Genomic DNA, 18,180 nt, shown 5'->3' on the forward strand with positions numbered 1-18,180 from the left:
GTGTGGGATTGTGCGCGGCTGTGTCGTCTTTTGTAAGGTGAGTTTCCGGAACGTTATGACGAGATTTCGAAACGCTGGAGATCGCCCGGCAGCCGCGAGCCGAGCGGCGCCATGTCGCCGTCCGCTCCATGGCGGGCCAGGAGGTCCAGGGCGAGCCGGCCACGCCGCACGCGTTCCTTGGCGGTGGCCAGGGTCAGCTCCCGCATGTGGTGCCCGTAGGGGTAGATCCCGGGCGCCTTGGACAGGCCGAACTTCAGGTAGAGCGGTGCGCCGCGCCGGATCAGCTCGGCGACCTCGTACATCCGCACATAGCCGCCGAGGTCGTCGGGGGCCTCGATGTACATGTCCATCGGAGCGCCGGACGCCCGGCGTATCTCCGTGAGGTGATCGAGCGTCAGGTCGCTCGGCACATTGACCGAGTCGGCGCCGAGGCGCTCGTAGACCGCGTACGCGGCCGGGTTGACGGGGCCGATGAGCGCGGAGACCTTGAGCGTCGTGTCGGCCGGGATGATTCCGGCGGCTCTCGCCCGGTGCAGCGTCCACAGCACGCCCTCGTCGGCGACGAGCAGGCACTGGACACCCAACTCCGTCGCCCTGACGGCGTCTTCGACACAGCCGGCGACGGCGTCGTGGCCGCGGGCGCGCAGTCCGGCCCCCCGCGAGTCGGTGCGGGTGGACCCGCCGATGTCCCAGGTGCCGCGCGGGCCGGTGAACAGGCAGAGCTCGATGTCGCGTTCGGCCGTCGCCTCGACCATCTCGGTGATCTCGGCGTCGGTCAGCATCCACACGCCGCTGCCCTGGCTGATCCGGTGGATCGGCACGTCCAGCCGCGAGGCCTCCTTCAGCACCACCGCGAGCGCCTCGGGACCCTCGCAGGAGGGGATCTCGGTGCGCCAGCGGCCGCCGCCGGGGAAGGAGTGCGCAGAGGCGTCGGCGGGATCGGGGGCGGGCGCGCTCAGGCCCAGGGCGGTGAGCGCCTGCTCACCGGGCCTGCGGGCTGCCGTGGCGGAAGCGTCGGTCACAGGAATGTCCTTCGGTTCGATATTTCGGACGAGGTTCGCGGCTCTGGGTATGGCAAGGCTGGGTGTACGCCGGTACGGGAGCCGTCAGGTTGCCCCCGTGCCGGCGTACGTCTAGGGGCGGAGCAGGACCTTGCCCACCTTCGGATCGCCGGCCCCGACCAGCTCGATGGCCTGCGAGAACTCGGTGAGCGGCAGCTCGTGCGTCACCAGCGGCAGCGGATCGAGCAGACCGGCGGCGAACACCCGCACCGTGTGCGCCCAGGCGTCCGGCGGCGCACCGAAGACGGTGTGCACCTCCAGCTGCCGTACGACGAGGTCGGTCGGGTCGAGACCGTCGGCGTGCGGCGCCGGGATGCCGGTCAGGACCAGCCGGCCGCCCCGCCTGAGCAGGCCGGCCGAGATCCGGGCGGCGTCCGCGGACCCGGCCGTCTCGATCACCACGTCGAAGTCGTCCGGGAGTTCCTGGTCCTTGGTCCGGAAGTCCGTCGCGCCGTACTGCCGCGACAGCGCCTCGCGGTCCCGGCGGGTGCCGACGACCAGCAGCTCGGACGGCGAGTTCGCCTTGAGGAACTGCACGGCGAACATGCCGAGGGTGCCGGTGCCGACCACGGCGACGCGCTCGCCGGGCTGTGCGTTGCCCTTCAGCGCGGCGGCCGCGATGCACGCGGCGGGCTCCAGGAGGGCCGCGGCCGTGAGGTCGCAGTCGTCCGGGAGGGCGTGCAGGAGACGGGCGGGGAGGGTCAGCGTGGCCGCCATCGCGCCCGGCTGGGTGAACCCGGTCTCCTCGTAGCCGGCCGTGCACAGGGTCGTGTCGCCCGCGTGGCAGCGGTCGCAGACCTGACAGTTTCGAAAGCCCTCACCGACGACCTTGCGGCCGACGAGGGACTCCGGGACACCGGCGCCCACGGCCTGAACCGTCCCGGACCACTCGTGGCCCGGGGTCAGCGGATAGCGCACAAAGCCCTCGGGGCGGTTGCCCTGGTAGACCTCGCGGTCGCTGCCGCAGATCCCGGAGGCGTGCACGCGCACCAGGGCCTCGCCCGGCTCGGGCTGCCGGGGCTCGTGCGGGACGAGACGGTGCTCGCCCGGGGCGTCGACGACGACCGCGGTACTCACTGCGCGCCCTTCGGCTTGCGCTGTTCCCAGCCCTCCGCCCAGAGGTCGAAACGGGCCTGCTGCTGGGGGAACTCGGCGGCGGCGTCGACGTCCAGCTCCACACCGAGGCCCGGCGCGTCGGAGAGGTGGAAGCAGCCGTCCTCCGGGTTCACCTGCGGGGCGCCCTTGACGACCTTCTTGATCTCCGCGTCGGCGAAGTCGTTGAAGTGCTCCAGGATCTTGAAGTTCGGCGAGGTGAAGCCGACCTGGAGGGACGCGGCGGTCAGGACCGAGCCGCCCACGTTGTGCGGAGCCACCAGCATGTAGTGGGTCTCGGCGGTCGCGGCGAGCTTCCTGGTCTCCCAGATGCCACCGATGTGGCCGACGTCCGGCTGGATGATGTCGACGGCCTGGCTCTCGAACAGCTCCCGGAACTCGATCCGGTCGTGGATGCGCTCACCGGTGGCGACCGGCATGTCCACCTTGGCGGCGACCTTCTCCAGCGCCTTCAGGTTCTCCGGCGGGACCGGCTCCTCCAGCCACGCCGGCTTGAACGGGGCCAGCTCCTTGGCCAGGCGCACGGCCGTGGCGGGGGAGAAGCGGCCGTGCATCTCCAGCATCAGCTCGGCCTCGGGGCCGATGGCGTCGCGGACCGCCTCGATCAGGGAGACGGCGTACAGGGTCTGCTGGTGGTCCAGCTCGAAGTGGCCGGTGCCGAAGGGGTCGATCTTGAGCGCCCGGTAGCCGCGCTCCATCACGCCCTGGGCGGCCTTGTGGTAGGCCTCCGGGGTCCGCTCGGTGGTGTACCAGCCGTTGGCGTACGCCTTGACCTTGTCGGTGACCTTGCCGCCCAGCAGCTGCCAGACGGGGACGCCGAGGGCCTTGCCCTTGATGTCCCAGCAGGCCATCTCGATCACGGCGATGCCGGACATGACGATCTCGCCCGCGCGGCCGTAGTCGCCGTACTTCATGCGCTTGACGAGGTCCTCGACAGCGAACGGGTCCGAGCCGAGAATGTGGTTGGCCTCGGCCTCCCTCAGGTAACCGAGAAGGGCGTCGGTGTGTCCCAGCATCCGGGTCTCGCCGACTCCGGTGATCCCCTCGTCGGTGTGCACCTGGACGTAGGTCAGGTTGCGCCACGGCGTCCCGACCACGTGAGTGCTGATTCCGGTGATGCGCACGGCGGTTGTCCCTCGCAGCTTCGTCGGTTCAGTTCCGTCAGTGTGTTCCGTCAGCGTCTCGCTCGCGGCCCGGCGACTCGGTCTGTTCGAGATTTCGGCACACGTTCGAAATGCTGGCGTGACAGTAAGGATCGGGCGGCGGGGGTGTCAATGGGTCGCGCGCATAACGGTTTCGACAGTTTCGAAACCAGGGAGGAGCCGTGTCCCTACAGAACCTTCACAGCTGGATCTAGGAACGTGACCTGCGCGGAACTTAATCTTCCCGCGTCATGGACTACTGCGACCCGTGCCGACGGCACCTCAACGGCGCCCTTGCCTGCCCGGGGTGCGGCACCTCAGCCGAAACGCTGCGCCGGCGCGAGCCGGAGTACGGCGGGTATGGCGGGTATGGCGGGAATGGCGAGTACGGCGCCACGGCGTCCGGGCACGCCGACGGTGCGCCGGAGAGGCCGGCGGGGTCGGGCGGGCCGGACTGGCCGGAGGAGCCGAACGCGCCGGACGTGTCGGACGCGTCGGGCGCTTCCGACGACGGATACGACGACGGATACGACGACGGTGACGACCCGCACGACGGTGACGACCCGCACGGCGATGACGACGGCGAGCCCGTGGGGCGCGCCGCCCGACGGCGTGGACGCGGGCACGGCCCGGCCGCCGACGGCCCGGGCGGGTCGAGCCGGCGGGACCGCAAGGCCGCCGCACACCGCCGCCGGCGGCGCCGGACCCTGTTCGTCGCGGCCGGGTTCGTGCTGGCCGCGGGCGGTCTGAGCCTCGCGGAGCTCGGCATGGACGCCCCCAGGTCGACGCCGAAGCCGGCCGCGGCCGGAGGCGAGTCGGCGGACGGGGACGCCTCGGGGGAGGCGGGGGAGCCGGGCCGCGGTCCGGACGGGAAGAGGGCCGGAGCTGAAGGCTCGTCAGGCTCCGCCTCGCCGGAGGCATCCGGCTCGCCGTCCGCTTCCGAATCCCCGAAGGGCGAGAAGTCGGAGTCCCCGAAGGGCGACGAAGCCTCGAGGGACCCCGAGTCGGCGACGGGGGGAGGCGCCCCCAGCCGCCCGGCCGCCGAGCCCACGGCCGCCCCGCCGGCCCAGGACCCGGCCCCGACCTCGGGCCCGACCACCCAGGCCCCGGAACCGGAACCGGAACCGGAACCGTCCGAGGCGCAGCCGTGCACGCGGTTCCTCTGGTGGTGCACGTAGCGCCCGCCCGGCCGACTTCGCCGGAGCAGCGGGAACGGCCGCCGGAGACCTGCCCGCCGCCCGGGAGGCGCTGGAAGAGGTGGTCGTGCTCGCTCCCGACGCCTGCGACGCGCGTGCCAACCTTGACCAGGTGGTCGCCGCGATGACGGGGCAAACGCGCCAAGAGCCCTTCTGTGCAAGCCACTTGACCCCGGTCGTCGGGTGCCCGGCAGCCGCCGGCCGGCTGCCTTCACCAGCGTCAGCCGGTCTCAGGCCAGCATCCGCCGCAGCGTGTCCCGCAACGCCACCCGCTCCTCCTCGGAGAGCCCGGCCAGGGGCTCCCGGGCGAACCGCAGTGACTCCCGCAGGCTCCGGGCCACCCGCCGCCCCTCCGCCGTCGCCGCCGCCACCTTCACCCGGCGGTCGGCAGGGTCCGGCTGCCGCTCGACCAGCCCCCGCGCCTCGAGCCGGTCCACGATCCCCGTCACATTGGACGGCTCGCACTTCAGCTGCTGGGCCAGCCTCCGCATCGGCAGCGGCTCGAGGCACAGCAGGCTGAGCAGCCGCGCCTGCGCACCGGTCAGGGAGTGCTGCGCCGCCGCCGACTCGTAGTCCTCGTGGAACCGCGCCACGACCTCCCCGATCAGCTCGACGACCTCGATGGTCAGCGGGTCCGGGCGGTTGCTCACGTTCTGGGGCGTCGGTGTGGTGGAGGCCATGCGATCGAGGGTACCCGGTTATTTGACAACCTGAAATTTTCAGGAGCATGGTTGTTTCAGGTACTGAAACATCCGCATCGAGCCAGTGAGGTAAGGCGCACCATGACCGACACCCCCACCCTCCCCGCCGTCAGCCGAGAGTGGCACCTGGCGAGCCGCCCCGTCGGCTGGCCGAAGCCCGAGGACTTCGCCTTCGTCGAGGCCGAGGTTCCGCAGCCGGGTGAAGGACAGGTTCTCGTCCGGAACAAGTACCTCTCCGTGGACCCGTACATGCGTGGCCGCATGAGTGACGCGAAGTCCTACGTCGCCCCCTTCGAGCTCGGCAAGGTCATGCAGGGCGGCGCCGTCGGCGAGGTCGTGGCCTCGAACGCCGAGGGGCTGTCCGTCAGGGATCACGTCCTGCACTTCTTCGGGTGGCGTGAGTACGCGGTCGTCGGCGCGAAGAACGCCGTGAAGGTGGACCCGGAGGCCGCGCCGCTGTCGACGTACCTCGGTGTGCTGGGCATGACCGGCCTCACCGCCTACGCGGGTCTGCTGCGGACCGCCGCCTTCAAGGAGGGCGACACCGTCTTCGTGTCCGGTGCCGCCGGTGCCGTGGGCGGCCAGGTCGGGCAGATCGCCAAGCTGAAGGGTGCCTCGCGGGTCATCGGCTCCGCCGGGTCGGACGAGAAGGTGAAGCTCCTCGTGGAGGAGTACGGCTTCGACGCCGCCTTCAACTACAAGGACGGGCCCGTCGCCAAGCAGCTGCGCGCCGCCGCCCCCGACGGGATCGACGTCTACTTCGACAACGTCGGCGGTGACCACCTGGAGGCGGCCATCGGCTCCCTCAACCAGGGCGGCCGGATCGCCGTCTGCGGCATGATCTCCGTTTACAACAACACCGAGCCCGCCCCGGGCCCGAAGAACCTCGCGCGCCTGATCGCGACCCGCGGCCGCATCGAGGGCTTCCTGGTCGGGGACCACTACGACCTGCAGCCGCAGTTCGTGCAGGAGGTCGCCCCCTGGGTCGCCTCCGGTGAGCTGAAGTACCGGGAGACCGTCGTCGAGGGCATCGAGAACAACCTGGAGGCGTTCCTGGGTGTTCTGCGCGGCGACAACACCGGGAAGATGATCGTCAAGCTCTGACACCTTCCTTCAGGATTCCGACATGCGGTAACTTGTTTCCGAATCCGTCCGGCCCGGGCGCGAGCCGCGGCGGACGACCGAAGGAACACCACCGCATGCCGATCCAGCAGTCCGACGTCCTGTACACCGCCGTCGCCACCGCAGAGAACGGGCGCGACGGCCGGGTCGCCACCGATGACGGCAAGCTCGACGTCGTCGTCAACCCTCCGAAGGAGATGGGCGGGAGCGGCGCCGGAACCAACCCGGAGCAGCTGTTCGCCGCCGGGTACAGCGCCTGCTTCCAGGGGGCCCTCGGCGTCGTCGCCCGTGAGGAGGGCGCCGACCTCACCGGTTCGACCGTCACCGCCAAGGTCGGCCTCGGCAAGAACGGGGACGGCTTCGGGATCATCGTCGAGATATCGGCCGACATCCCGAAGGTGGACCGGGGGGCCGCCCGGTCACTGATCGAGAAGGCCCACGCGGTCTGCCCGTACTCGAAGGCGACCCGTGGCGACATCACCGTGACGCTGGTCTGACGACAGTCGTTGCGTACGCGGAGGCCGCACCCTTGGACGTGGGGTGCGGCCTTCGCCCGTGCCCGGGCTCAGAGGGCGAGCGCCGCCGCGTGGACCGCCCGCGCGAGCCGGTCGTTCTCCCGGGCCGCCCCGCCCGGGAAGGCGAACCGGCGGCGCGTGTAGCCGTAGGAGAGGCCGCTCCACGGGTCCGCGAAGGCCTGGGAGCCGCCCGCGCCGCTGTGCCCGATCGTCCCGGCGCCGAGGAACGGGTGCCACGTGTCAGCCGTCATCTGGAAGCCGAGCCCGAACGATTTGTGCGCCCGGGCCACCAGGTCGTAGCCGGCCGAGTGGAACTGCCCGAACTCCGCCACCGTGTCCGGCTTCAGCAGGGCCGGCTGCTCGCCCACCTCGCTGATCGCCGCCGCGTACATCCCCGCCAGGCCCCGCGCGGACGCCACCCCGCCCACCGAGGCCGGGCCCTTCGCCCGGATCAGCGGCATGTTCGGAAGGGAGACGAGGTCGGTCGGCTCCGTGGCGTTGCGGTTGAAGGCGATCGAGGTGAGCGAGTGCGGGCCCGTGGACGCCGCGTCCAGGAGGGCCTGCTGGTCCGGGGTCGGGGCCATCGGCTGGGTGGTGCGGAAGCGGGGCTCCTGGGGCGCGGGCAGACCCAGGTGGACGTCCAGCCCGTACGGGATCCTGATCCGCTCCTGGTAGACCTCCTGGAGCGTGCGGCCCGTCGCGCGGCGTACCACCTCGCCGGCCAGGGCGCCGGCGACCAGCGCGTGATAGCCGAACGCCGTGCCGGGGCGCCAGAACGGCCGCTGGTCGGCGAGGCGTTCGGCGAGCTGGCGGTCGTCGGCCAGCTCCGCGAGCGTGAAGCCGGTGTCCGTGCCGACCACGCCCGCCCGGTGCGCCAGCAGGTCCCGCAGTGTCAGGGCGCCCTTGCCCTCGGCCGCGAACTCCGGCCAGTAGTACGTCACCTTGCGGTCCAGTTCGAGCGTGCCGTCCTGGACGAGCAGAGCCACGACCAGGTAGGCGGCGCCCTTGGTGGACGAGAACACACCGTAGAGGGCGTCCGCGTCGGTCCCCGCCCACAGGTCGACGACCTTCCGGCCGTGGACGTAGGCGCACAGCTGCCCCTCGTAGTCGGCTCGCTCCCCGGCGACGAACGCGGTGAACTCCTCGCGCACCGTCTCGAAGCCGTCCGCCACGGTGCCGTGGATCTCCTGCGTCATCCGCTCTCCTCAACTGAAGCGCTGTGTGCCACTGTGAACAATGCCCTCGCCACCTGCGGGAATTCCCCCTTGGGGTGGTCCCGGAAGAGTGGTTCGGTGCCGAACAGGACCGTGTGGCCGCCGCTGACGACCGAGGCCTGCCCGGCGGCAGCGGCGGGACCGCCGGTGCCGCCGGGCAGCGGCCGCCAGTGCCCGGAGACCAGCGGGTTCCCGGTCGCGTACGACTGCTCCACGCGGACGCCGGGGCCCGGGTCGGTGAACCAGAGCGGAGCGTAGACGAAGCCGTGGCCCGGGGCGTCGCGCGTGACGGAGCCCGAATTCACCACCCGCACCACACCGTTCGCGTCTGCGTTGCCCTCCACCGGCTTGACGGCCAGCAGGCCCGCCGCCGCGTTCAGCGCCGCTCCCGTCGCCCCCCGGCCGACCAGGCCGTGCCCGTCCAGGAAGCCGTCCAGGGCCCGGCGGGCGGGGGCGGTCAGGTCCGCGTGGTCCAGGCCCGCGGACACGAACAGCACGTCCGTGCCGGACCAGTCGAAGCCCGCGTTCAGGACGGCCGTCGAGACCGGTGTGACGTCGAAGTTCATCTCCCGCAGGGCGAACAGCTCGCCCGGCGTGACGGCGGCGGCGACGCGAAGGCGGTGCAGCGGTGCCGTGCCGGTCTGCCGAGTGGCCGTGAAGGAGACGTCGTGGGCGCGGGCGGCCGTGCGCGCCTCGCGGCGGGCCGACGCCGGGACGATCGCGCTGCCGTCCGCCGCCTGCCGGACCCGGACGCCCTGCCGGAGCAGGGAGTTGAGCGCGGCGATCTCGCGCGGGTCGGTCAGGCGCAGCCGGAGGTTGCCGTGCGCGGGCACGCGGGCGAGGGGTGCGGCCTCGCCGATCGCGCGCAGGGGTGCGCCCCGCAGGCTGCCCGACGGCACCCGCTCGACCGTGGCGCCCCACAGACTGCCCAGGCTCCAGCCGGAGATGTCGTACATCACCGACACCTTGCCGCTGATGTCCCGGCCGTCGGCCAGCAGCACGTTCGCCATGCCGCGCTTGGGCTGGTGCATGTCGACGACGTACGAGCCGCCGGGGTACGTCCGTCCGGCGAGCCGGAAGGGGCGGGTGGCACGGGTGACACGGACGTCGTTGGCGAGGAGGTGGTCGACCAGGCGGGCTGCGGCGGGACCCGAGCGCTGGGTGCGGGCGTCGCCGGGCGGGATGACGTAGGCGCGCGGGAACGTGGTCGTGTAGACGTCCTCCGGGCCGATGCCGGGCACGCCGGGGACCGTCTCCGGGGACACCGGCACCTGCGCGGCGCCCGTCGCGCCGCGGCGGAAGACCTCGATCTGGTCGGTGAGCAGGGTGGCGCGGTGCTCGCGGACATGGTCCAGGGTCGCGCGGATCGCCGCGCGCGCCACGGCCGTGTTGACCGCCGAACGGCGGCGCAGTTCCGGGACGGGCAGGTCGTCGTACTCCTCGTTGTTCACCGCCAGCGGGATCTCCACCGTGTGCGCGGCCACCGTGCCGTGGAAGGCCGCGTACTGCGGGGTGAAGATCGGCGGCCAGTCGTCCCAGCCCTCCTCCTGGTCGCGGAACGGGATCTGGGCCGCCTCCACGCCGTCCTTCGCGGGTGTGTAGCCGAGGGCGTTGACCGCGGACTCCATGCCGAGGGCGTTGGCGTAGGTGTTCTTCAGGAAGAGGTCGTACTCGTAGTTCTCGCCGTGCGGGGGAGTGGTGGGCTCGATGAGGGTGCCGTTGACGTAGCCGTGCAGGTCGAGCAGGACGGCCGGCTGCTTGTCGAGCTCGATCCGGCGCATCGCCCGCGTCTCGGGCTGGGAAGCCGTGACGAAGTCGCGGTTCAGGTCGAAGCCGTTGGCGTTGGCGCGGGTGCCGGCGATGCGGCCGTCCGGGTTGGCCGTGATGTTGAAGTACAGACGGCTGTGCGCGAGGAGGTCCCTGGTCCTGGCGTCCTTCGCCGTCGCGAGCTGCTCGATGACCTCCAGGGAGGCGTCCGTGCCCTCCCACTCGTTGCCGTGGATGTTGTTGTTGACGAAGACCGGGGTCTTGTAATCACGCTTGATCTCACGGGACTTGGCCGCCGCCGCGGGCGCGTTGCCGATCAGCTCGCGCATCCGCTCCTGGGCGCGGGCCTGCCGGGTGGTCTCCGGGGCGGTGACGGTGACGAGGTAGAGGCGGTTGCCGCCGGCCGAGCGGCCCGCCACCTCCACGCTCACCCGGTCGCCGAGGCGCTGCAGGGCGTTCAGCTTTGGCGCGATCGCGTGGTACGGCGTGAGGCCCAGCTTCAGGGACTTGTCGCCGGGGTTCTCCGGGTCGGGGGAGAGGGTCTGGCGGCGGGGGTAGGCGCGGGCGGCCGTCGCGGTGGACGTCGCCTCCGGAGCGGCCAGGGCCCGCCGGGCCGCGCTCGCGGGAGCCCGGGCCGCCCGGTCGTCCACGGCGGCACCCTCCCGGGTGACGGGCTTCGGGTCCGCGCCGGCGGCGCCGGGGGCGAGCAGGAGTGAACCCGCCGCGGCGAGGGTGAGGGCGACGATCAGTACGGGTCTCGCAGGAACGGTTCTCGTGGTGCGCACGCGTACCTCCTCCTGAGCTTCCTGAGATCGGTACGGCGAGGTGTACCGGTTCGACTCAACGGCAACAAGGGCGCGTTGGTGTCACCGTTGACCCGGATGGCTCTCCCGCCGCGCCTCGCCTGACCTGGGCGACCTGTGACAGCGGTGTGACCGGAGAGCGTCAAGAGCGCGACACGGGCCCGGATAGGGTTTCCCCATGCGCGATCTAGGGACGGGTTTCCGGTATCTCCTGAAGGGCCAGCGATGGGTGGCCCGGCATGGAAGGAGTTACGGCCTCGGGCTGCTCCCGGGTCTGATCACCCTCGTCCTGTACGCGGCGGCGCTCGTCGCGCTGGCGCTGTGGGGCGAGGACGCCGTGGCCTGGGCGACGCCGTTCGCCGACGGCTGGTCGAGCCCGTGGCTCGGGCTCTTCCGCGGTTTCCTGACCGCCGTGCTGTTCGTCCTCGCCCTGCTCCTGTCCGTCGTGACGTTCACCGCGGTGACCCTGCTGATCGGGCAGCCCTTCTACGAGAACCTCTCCGAGAGGGTCGACCGGGACGTGTCCCCGGACGGGTACGCCCCCGAGTCGGGGCTGCCGCTCTGGCGCGAACTGTGGATCTCCGCCCGGGACAGCCTCCGGATCGTGGTGCGGGCCGCCCTGTGGGGCGTGCTGCTGTTCGCGTGCGGCTTCATCCCGGTCGTCGGGCAGACGGCCGTCCCGGTGATCGGGTTCTTCGTCACCGGGTTCTTCCTCACCGAGGAACTGACCGCCGTCGCCCTCCAGCGCCGCAGCGTCGAACTGCGCACCCGCCTCACCCTGCTGCGCTCCCGCAAGACCCTCGTCTGGGGCTTCGGCACACCGCTCGCCGTGGCCTTTCTGGTGCCGTTCGTCGCGGTGTTCCTGATGCCGGGCGCGGTCGCGGGCGCCACCCTCATGGCCCGCGACCTGCTGGGCGAGGAGACCGACGAGGGCGGCGCGGGCGGCAAGGAGGGCGGCGGGGACGTCACGACCCTTCCGCAGCCACCCTCAGGATCGTCCTCACCTGCGCGATGATGTCCAGCCGGTTCCGCACGAACTCCGGGTCGGTGACCTCGGTGGTGTTCCCCGCGCCGAACCGCAGCACCGGCGTGTGCACATGCCCGCCCGGCAGCGTGCCGTGCAGCCCCAGCCGGTCCCGCAGCAGCGTCGCCCGGTAGGCGATCTCGTTGGACAGGTAGTCCCCGCCCCCGCCCGCGCGGGCGGTCGAGCCGGGCGTCGGCCCGTCGGGGCGTACGACGGGCTCGGTGCCGCCGGCCGGGATCTCGGTGACACCGGTGTTGTCGTACACCGGGAAACGGCCGGTCGGCGCGGCGACGATCGCCGCGTGGGGCAGCGTGGTCGTCGTCCACTGCGGCTGCGAGGCCGGGTCGGACACCGGCACGGTCTCGGTGCGGCCGATGTTGTCGTTGTCCCCGAAGCCGCCCCGCCAGGCCCCGTTGGTCCGCTCGATGTCGAACCGCCCGACCCGGCCCTGGCTCACCGTCGTGAACAGGTCGACCTTCGGCAGGTACGGCTGCAGGGTCCGCTCCACCGTTCCGTCGGTGAAGTCCTTCCAGCGCACCGGGAACACGGCCGTCTCGATCCGGGCCGGGCCGTCCGCCGTCTCGATCACCGTGCCGTCGAAGGCCAGCGCGGTGGCGCCGGACGGGTTGGAGATGCGGATGTCCCGGTCCAGGGTGAACGGGTCGAAGCCGGTGAGCAGGATCCGCTTCAGGCCATGGCCGTGTGGATAGCGGATGGCGTCCTGGCCGCGCGAGGTGCGCTCCAGTTCGTCCAGCAGCGTGGCCCGCTGCCCGCCTGTCAGGCCGAACTCCGGCTCCCAGGTGCGCACCTCACGCGTCATGCCGAGCCGCGCCCAGTACAACGGCCGGTCGTCGTCCCGGCTGATGTCCCCGCCGGCCGGTCCCCGCCCCTGCGCCCGGTCGACCGCACGCCGCCACAGCCGCGAGCCCTCGCGCGCCACCGCCCGGCGGGCCTCCCCGTAGGAGCGGGCCGCCTCCAGCGCTTCGGCGAACCTCGGGGCCACGGTGTCGAATCCGGAGCGGCGCAGGATCTCCTGGGGGGCGGCTCCGCCCAGCCGCTGCTCCTCGACGGTGGGGGAGGGGGCCGCCCGGGCGGCGCTCGCGGCCGTCGGGGTGGTGAAGCCGGTGAGCAGGGCGAGGCCGAGGACGCCGAGGCGAACGCGTAGGGAGTTCAAGGGTGTTCAGGCCTTCCGTCGCGGTGGGGGGTCGGTGCCGGACGGCCGCAGTATCGCGTGACGGATGCGGTCCACGCCATGGGCGGGGCTCAGGCGGGGATCTTCGCCGTCGCCTCCCGCACCGCGCTCAGGCGGACGGCAGCGCCCTGTTGTTCGTCTCCGGGCAGATCGCCGAGGGCGCCCCGCTCACCGAGCAGACAGACCTTCGAGGCGGCCCGCCAGTTCAGCCGTCGTTCTCGTTCTCGGTCCCGTTCTCGTTCTCGCCGAGCAGCGTCAGGAAGTCCCGGAACGCGGACGCCATGTCCACCGATTCCGGGTCCAGCAGCCACTGGTACTGCAGCCCGTCCAGGACCGCCACGAGGAGCGGCGCGGCCCGCTCGGGGGTGAGGCCGCTCGGCAGCCGGTCGCCGTACTCGGCGCGCAGGATCCCGGCCATGCCGGCCCGCACCCCGACATAGCGCTCCGTGAAGTACGCCCGGGCCGGATGCTCCTCGGTGACGCTCTCGCCGAGCAGCGCCGAGAAGGTCTGGACGATGGCGGGCCGCATGGCGTTGTACTCGACGAGCGACGCCAGCAGGTCGAGCCGCAGCCGCCCGGCGGGCAGCGCGTCCCAGCGGTCCCGCTCCTGGAGCACCGCCACCAGCAGCGCCTCCTTCGTCGGGAAGTGGTGCAGCAGCCCCTGCTGGGTGAGCCCGACCCGTTCGGCGACGGCGGCCAGGCTCGCCCCCCGGTAACCGCGCTCGGCGATCACCTCCAGAGCGGCCCGCACGATCTCCGCGCGCCGTTCCTCGCTTCTCGTCCTGGCCGTCATGGCGTCACCGTACGACATGTCGAACCACCGATCATCACGAGGAAGTAACGAAACCTACCGCGTCACAGGTGGTCCGGGCACGATGGTGACATCCAGCGGCTTTCGACGTGGAGGTGCCGACGTGGCGGAGACAGCAGAGGTACGGCGCGAGGCGGCCGTCGAGGCGGCCCTCGGCAAGCTCGACCTGGACGCCAAGACGCGGCTCCTGGCCGGCCAGGACATGTGGAGCCTGCCCGCGCTGCCGGAGGCCGGACTGGCCTCACTGGTCATGTCCGACGGCCCGATCGGGGTCCGCGGAGTGCACTGGAGCGCCGACGACCCGTCCGTCGCCCTGCCCTCCCCGACCGCCCTCGCCGCCACCTGGGACCCCGCCCTCGCCCACCGGGCCGGTGTCCTGCTGGCCCAGGAGGCCCGCCGCAAGGGCGTCCACGTCCTGCTCGCCCCCACGGTCAACCTGCACCGCTCCCCGCTCGGCGGCCGCCACTTCGAGGCCTACAGCGAGGACCCGTACCTCACCGGGCGGATCGGCACCGCGTACGTCCGCGGCGTCCAGTCCGGCGGCGTCGGCACCACCGTCAAGCACTTCGTCGCCAACGACGCCGAGACCGACCGCCTCACCGTGAACAACCGCGTCGGCGAACGCGCCCTGCGCGAGCTGTACCTGGCCCCCTTCGAGGCGATCGTCGAGAACGCCCACCCCTGGGGCATCATGACCGCCTACAACTCCGTCAACGGCCCGACCATGACCGAGCACCACCACCTGGTCAACGAGGTCCTGCGCGGCGAGTGGGGCTTCGACGGCGTCAACGTCTCCGACTGGACCGCCGCCCGCTCCACCACCGGCGCCCTCACCGGCGGCCTCGACATCGCCATGCCCGGCCCCGGCACCGTCTACGGCGAAGCCCTCGCCCGGGCCGTGCGGGACGGCGAGGCCGACGAGGCACTGGTCGACGAGGCCGTCCGCCGCGTGCTGCGCCTCGCCGCCCGGGTCGGCATCCTGGACGGCGCCGAACCGGCCGTCACCGATCCGCCCGCCACCGTCGACGGCGGGGCGCTCGCCCGCGAGATCGCCCGCCGCTCCTTCGTCCTCGTCCGCAACGAGAGGGGCGCGCTGCCGCTGAAGCCCGGCCGCATCGCGCTGATCGGCGCCGCCGCCCGCGACGCCCGCGTCCTCGGCGGCGGCTCCGCCACCGTCTTCCCCGCCCGGGTCGTCTCCCCGCTCGACGGCCTCACCGCCGCCCTCCCCGACGGCACCCTCACCTACGCCCTCGGCGCCGACCCCAACACCGAACTCCCCGTCGCCGACCGGGGCTTCGAGCTGCGCGCGGTCTGCCGGGACGCGACCGGCCAGGTCATCGGCACGCGCTCGGCGCCCAGCGGCCACATCCAGTGGATGGGCGCCGACCTCCCCGACGGCGTCACCCACGACACCCTGCACAGCGTCGAACTGACCGGCACCTTCACCCCGCGCGAGAGCGGCACGCACACCTTCGGCTTCAAGGGCCTCGGCCCCTTCCGGCTGACCGTCGCCGGCACCACCTACTTCGACGACGTGCAGCGGCCCGCGGAGGACGGCGACCCCTTCGCCGCCTTCTTCGGCGCCCCGGTGCCCCACGCCCGGCTCGAACTCACCGCGGGCGAACCGGTCGAGGTATCCCTCACCTACACGGTCCCGCCGCTCGGCGATCACCCCATGCGGGTCATCGGCTTCACCCTCGCCCACCAGGACCCGCAGCGCGACGCCGACGAGCTGATCGCCGAGGCCGCCGCGGTCGCCCGGGCCGCCGACACGGCCGTCGTCGTGGTCGCCACCACCGACCGCGTCGAGTCCGAGGGCTTCGACCGCACCGACCTGCGCCTGCCCGGCCGCCAGGACGACCTGGTCCGCGCCGTCGCCGCCGCCAACCCGAACACCGTCGTGGTCGTCAACTCCGGCTCCCCGGTGGAACTGCCGTGGCGGGACGAGGTCGCCGCCGTGCTCCTGTCCTGGTTCCCCGGCCAGGAGGGCGGCGCGGCCCTCGCGGACGTCCTCATCGGCGCCCACGAACCCGGCGGCCGCCTCCCCACCACCTGGGGCACCCTCGCCGACGCCCCGGTCACCCAGGTCGTCCCGGAGAACGGCGAACTGCCCTACGACGAGGGCGTCTTCATCGGCTACCGCGCCTGGGAGAAGCACGGCCGCAGCCCCGCCTACCCCTTCGGCCACGGCCTCGGCTACACCGACTGGACCTACGACTCGGTCGAGGTGGAGGAGACCGCCGAGACCACCACCGCGACGGTCCGCCTCCGCAACACCGGCGACCGCCCCGGCCGCGAGGTCGTCCAGCTCTACCTCGCCCCGGGCGACCCCGACCCCACCCGCCCGGCCCGCTGGCTGGCCGGCTTCGCGGGCGTCCGGGCCGCACCCGGCGACAGCGTCGAGGCCACCGTCGAACTGCCGCGCCGCGCCTTCGAGATCTGGGACGACGCGACCGGCTCGTGGTCGTTTGTGAAGGGTTCGTACGAGATCCAGGTCGGACGCTCGATCACGGACCGCAGGATCACCGCGACGATTAACGTCTGATCCGGGACGGGTTCCCCACCATGCAGCCCCGGCCCGGGACCTGACCTCCGGACCGGGGCTCGTGGTCTGTCACGGGGTCCCTCAGCGGGTGCCGAACCCGTACACCGTCTCCGAGCGGAACACCTCGCCCGGCCGCAGCACGGTCGTCGGGAACTCCGGCCGGTTCGGCGAGTCGGGGAAGTGCTGGGTCTCCAGCGCGATGCCGTCGCCGGGCGCGAACGGCTCGCCCAGGTGGTCGGCGGTGTACAGCTGGAGGCCGGGCTCGGTGGTCGCCACCGTCAGCACCCGTCCGGACGCCGGGTCATGCAGCTCGGCGACCTCCACCGGAGTGTCCGTCACACCCTTGTCGAGCACGAAGTTGTGGTCGTAGCCGGACCCGGTCTTGCGGGCCTCCCGGAAGTCGAACCGCGTGCCGGACACCTCGTCGGGGTCGCCGGCCGGGATCAGGTCCGCGTCGACCGGCGTGTACCGGGAGGCGGCCAGCCGCAGCTCATGGCCGCCGGCGTCACCGGAACCGGCCAGGTTGAAGTAGCTGTGGTTCGTCAGGTTCACCACGGTCGGCGCGTCCGTCACCGCCTCGTACGCGATCCGCAGCGCGCCGCTCTCCTGGAGCGTGTACGTCGCCGAGACCTCCAGCCGCCCGGGGAACCCCTCCTCGCCGTGCGGACTGACCCGCGTCAGCCGCACCCCGTGCTCGACGGGCTCCGCGTCCCACCCCCGCTTGTCGAAGCCGCGCGCTCCGCCGTGCAACGAGTTCGGCGCGTTGTTCGGTTCCAGCGCGTACGTCCGCCCGTCCAGGGTGAACCGGCCCCCGGCGATCCGGTTGGCGTACCGCCCGACCAGGGCACCGAGGTACGGCTCCGGATGGGCGAGATACCCGTCGAGATCCGGGAACCCCAGCACCACGTCCCCGGCCCGGCCCTCCCGGTCCGGCACCTCCACGGACTGCACGATCCCGCCGTACGACAGGACTCGCACCCGCACGCCCGCCCGCTCCAGGGTCCAGCGGTGCACCGGGGTCCCGTCGGAAAGTGTTCCGAAGAGTTCGTTCATGTGCGGAACTCTAGGCCAGGGCCCGGGTCAGGGCTTCTTCGCGGTGACGGTGCGGTACGCGATCTCCGCCAACCGGGCCTGTCCGTTCACGCTGGGGTGGAAGTAGTCCCAGCGGCTCAACTGGGCGGTGCCGAAGCGGTAGTCGTACACCGCGCCCCCGTCGTAGCGGCACCGCTTGTCCTCGGCGCAGACCTCCCCCAGGACCTTGTTGTAGTCCTCCACCCGCTTCTGCACCGTGCCCCGCCGCAGCGTCGCCGCCGAGTCCAGGGCGTCCGCGTCGCCCAGCATCGACGGGCAGATGCCCAGCTTCCACACCTGCTTGCCCATCGGGCTGTTCCGCCCCTGCGACCACAGCCGCTTCAGGTTCGGCACGCTCGCCACGAACACCTGCGCCTTGGGCAGGGACTTGCGCAGGCTGCGCAGCGAGTCCTCGAAGTCGGCGCGGAAGGCGGAGACCGGCGTCATCGCCGAAGGGGTGGAGCGGCAGGCGTCGTTCGCCCCCACCATCACCGTCACCAGCTGCGGTTTCCGCCGTACCGCCTGTGCCATCTGCCCGGGCAGATCGGCCATCCGCGCCCCGGTCACGGCGTAGTTCCAGCTCCGCCGGGCGGCCCCGGTCCTGCCCAGCAGCCGCACCGCGAGCGAGTCGACCTCGGGGCTGGCGCCGGTCGCCCAGGACGCCTCCGGACAGTCCGACAGCACGTCACAGGCGTCGAACCCCCGGGTGATGGAATCACCGACGGCCGCGACGGAGCCCGGGCTGCGGTCCCACAGGGGCGTGGGCTTCACAGACGGCTTCGGGCTCTCGGACGGGGCGGCGGAATCGCCCCCCACGGCATCACACCCCGCGACACCCAGCACGGCCGCCGCGACCACGGCCAGAACACTCCGTGTGCGACGGCCTCGCTTCCGCATCCCTGG

At 72.3% G+C, this 18,180-nt stretch carries 15 protein-coding genes; 5 read left to right on the forward strand and 10 right to left on the reverse strand.

All coding sequences use genetic code 11. The features are described from left to right. Positions 1-53 precede the first annotated feature (53 nt). The 3 genes from G3I77_RS02790 to G3I77_RS02800 form a co-directional block, all read right to left on the reverse strand. Positions 54-1,022 carry a hypothetical protein gene (locus tag G3I77_RS02790; protein ID WP_248500820.1) on the reverse strand — a complete coding sequence of 323 codons (969 nt, stop codon included), beginning with the start codon at positions 1,020-1,022 and terminating at the stop codon, positions 54-56. Positions 1,023-1,133: 111 nt separating this feature from the next. Beyond that, positions 1,134-2,138: an alcohol dehydrogenase catalytic domain-containing protein gene (locus G3I77_RS02795; protein ID WP_248500822.1), complete on the reverse strand. Its 1,005-nt coding sequence runs from the start codon at positions 2,136-2,138 to the stop codon at positions 1,134-1,136. After that, the gene (locus G3I77_RS02800; RefSeq protein WP_031108125.1) at positions 2,135-3,298 is read right to left on the reverse strand and encodes a mandelate racemase/muconate lactonizing enzyme family protein; all 1,164 of its coding nucleotides are present in this window, start codon (positions 3,296-3,298) and stop codon (positions 2,135-2,137) included. The genes G3I77_RS02795 and G3I77_RS02800 overlap by 4 nt, the downstream gene beginning before the upstream one ends. A gap of 269 nt (positions 3,299-3,567) precedes the next feature. Between G3I77_RS02800 and G3I77_RS02805 the strand changes: the two genes are divergently transcribed. Then, entirely contained in the window at positions 3,568-4,494 is a 927-nt protein-coding gene (locus G3I77_RS02805) for a hypothetical protein (RefSeq protein ID WP_248500823.1), read from the forward strand. Between the two features lie 248 nt (positions 4,495-4,742). Here the strand turns inward: G3I77_RS02805 and G3I77_RS02810 are convergent, their stop codons facing one another. Further along, entirely contained in the window at positions 4,743-5,192 is a 450-nt protein-coding gene (locus G3I77_RS02810; protein ID WP_248500824.1) for a MarR family winged helix-turn-helix transcriptional regulator, read from the reverse strand. 102 nt (positions 5,193-5,294) lie between these two features. Here G3I77_RS02810 and G3I77_RS02815 point away from each other — a divergent pair, with 102 nt between their 5' ends. Beyond that, positions 5,295-6,317 (forward strand): NADP-dependent oxidoreductase, encoded by a 1,023-nt coding sequence (locus G3I77_RS02815; protein ID WP_248500826.1) that lies wholly within the window; start codon positions 5,295-5,297, stop codon positions 6,315-6,317. Between the two features lie 95 nt (positions 6,318-6,412). Continuing rightward, positions 6,413-6,832, forward strand: coding sequence for an organic hydroperoxide resistance protein (locus tag G3I77_RS02820; protein WP_248500827.1), 420 nt, complete (start codon positions 6,413-6,415; stop codon positions 6,830-6,832). Between the two features lie 68 nt (positions 6,833-6,900). Here G3I77_RS02820 and G3I77_RS02825 read toward each other — a convergent pair whose 3' ends face one another. Together G3I77_RS02825 and G3I77_RS02830 are read right to left on the reverse strand one after the other, a co-directional pair. Continuing rightward, the gene (locus G3I77_RS02825) at positions 6,901-8,046 is read right to left on the reverse strand and encodes a serine hydrolase domain-containing protein (RefSeq protein ID WP_248500829.1); all 1,146 of its coding nucleotides are present in this window, start codon (positions 8,044-8,046) and stop codon (positions 6,901-6,903) included. After that, positions 8,043-10,616 carry a M14 family zinc carboxypeptidase gene (locus G3I77_RS02830; protein WP_248500830.1) on the reverse strand — a complete coding sequence of 858 codons (2,574 nt, stop codon included), beginning with the start codon at positions 10,614-10,616 and terminating at the stop codon, positions 8,043-8,045. Before G3I77_RS02830 ends, G3I77_RS02825 begins: the two co-directional genes overlap by 4 nt. A gap of 196 nt (positions 10,617-10,812) precedes the next feature. Here G3I77_RS02830 and G3I77_RS02835 point away from each other — a divergent pair, with 196 nt between their 5' ends. Then, the gene (locus G3I77_RS02835; RefSeq protein ID WP_248500831.1) at positions 10,813-11,649 is read left to right on the forward strand and encodes an EI24 domain-containing protein; all 837 of its coding nucleotides are present in this window, start codon (positions 10,813-10,815) and stop codon (positions 11,647-11,649) included. Here the strand turns inward: G3I77_RS02835 and G3I77_RS02840 are convergent. Then, positions 11,600-12,832: a pyroglutamyl peptidase gene (locus G3I77_RS02840; protein ID WP_248500833.1), complete on the reverse strand. Its 1,233-nt coding sequence runs from the start codon at positions 12,830-12,832 to the stop codon at positions 11,600-11,602. The two genes, G3I77_RS02835 and G3I77_RS02840, sit on opposite strands and share 50 nt — an antisense overlap. A 223-nt stretch (positions 12,833-13,055) precedes the next feature. Further along, a complete protein-coding gene (locus G3I77_RS02845) occupies positions 13,056-13,661 on the reverse strand; it encodes a TetR/AcrR family transcriptional regulator (protein WP_248500834.1) in 606 nt (201 codons plus the stop codon). Between the two features lie 64 nt (positions 13,662-13,725). On the opposite strand from G3I77_RS02845, the gene G3I77_RS02850 reads away from it, so the two are divergent. Continuing rightward, positions 13,726-16,206 carry a glycoside hydrolase family 3 C-terminal domain-containing protein gene (locus tag G3I77_RS02850; RefSeq protein ID WP_248500835.1) on the forward strand — a complete coding sequence of 827 codons (2,481 nt, stop codon included), beginning with the start codon at positions 13,726-13,728 and terminating at the stop codon, positions 16,204-16,206. Positions 16,207-16,287: 81 nt separating this feature from the next. On the opposite strand, the gene G3I77_RS02855 is transcribed toward G3I77_RS02850, so the two are convergent. Next, positions 16,288-17,259 carry an aldose epimerase family protein gene (locus G3I77_RS02855; protein ID WP_248500836.1) on the reverse strand — a complete coding sequence of 324 codons (972 nt, stop codon included), beginning with the start codon at positions 17,257-17,259 and terminating at the stop codon, positions 16,288-16,290. A 27-nt stretch (positions 17,260-17,286) separates the two neighbouring features. Next, positions 17,287-18,174, reverse strand: a complete 888-nt coding sequence (locus tag G3I77_RS02860; protein ID WP_248500837.1) for an SGNH/GDSL hydrolase family protein — start codon at positions 18,172-18,174, stop codon at positions 17,287-17,289. Positions 18,175-18,180 lie beyond the last annotated feature (6 nt).

Source organism: Streptomyces sp. D2-8, from assembly GCF_023184515.1.
GTDB lineage: Bacteria > Actinomycetota > Actinomycetes > Streptomycetales > Streptomycetaceae > Streptomyces.

What these genes read in the sequence shown, in the direction of transcription:
- G3I77_RS02805 (WP_248500823.1), top strand. Translation starts at nt 3,568, where the DNA reads ATGGACTACTGCGACCCGTGCCGACGGCACCTCAACGGCGCCCTTGCC.
- G3I77_RS02810 (WP_248500824.1), bottom strand. Translation starts at nt 5,192, where the DNA reads ATGGCCTCCACCACACCGACGCCCCAGAACGTGAGCAACCGCCCGGAC.
- G3I77_RS02815 (WP_248500826.1), top strand. Translation starts at nt 5,295, where the DNA reads ATGACCGACACCCCCACCCTCCCCGCCGTCAGCCGAGAGTGGCACCTG.
- G3I77_RS02820 (WP_248500827.1), top strand. Translation starts at nt 6,413, where the DNA reads ATGCCGATCCAGCAGTCCGACGTCCTGTACACCGCCGTCGCCACCGCA.
- G3I77_RS02825 (WP_248500829.1), bottom strand. Translation starts at nt 8,046, where the DNA reads ATGACGCAGGAGATCCACGGCACCGTGGCGGACGGCTTCGAGACGGTG.
- G3I77_RS02835 (WP_248500831.1), top strand. Translation starts at nt 10,813, where the DNA reads ATGCGCGATCTAGGGACGGGTTTCCGGTATCTCCTGAAGGGCCAGCGA.
- G3I77_RS02845 (WP_248500834.1), bottom strand. Translation starts at nt 13,661, where the DNA reads ATGTCGTACGGTGACGCCATGACGGCCAGGACGAGAAGCGAGGAACGG.
- G3I77_RS02850 (WP_248500835.1), top strand. Translation starts at nt 13,726, where the DNA reads ATGGTGACATCCAGCGGCTTTCGACGTGGAGGTGCCGACGTGGCGGAG.
- G3I77_RS02855 (WP_248500836.1), bottom strand. Translation starts at nt 17,259, where the DNA reads ATGAACGAACTCTTCGGAACACTTTCCGACGGGACCCCGGTGCACCGC.
- G3I77_RS02860 (WP_248500837.1), bottom strand. Translation starts at nt 18,174, where the DNA reads ATGCGGAAGCGAGGCCGTCGCACACGGAGTGTTCTGGCCGTGGTCGCG.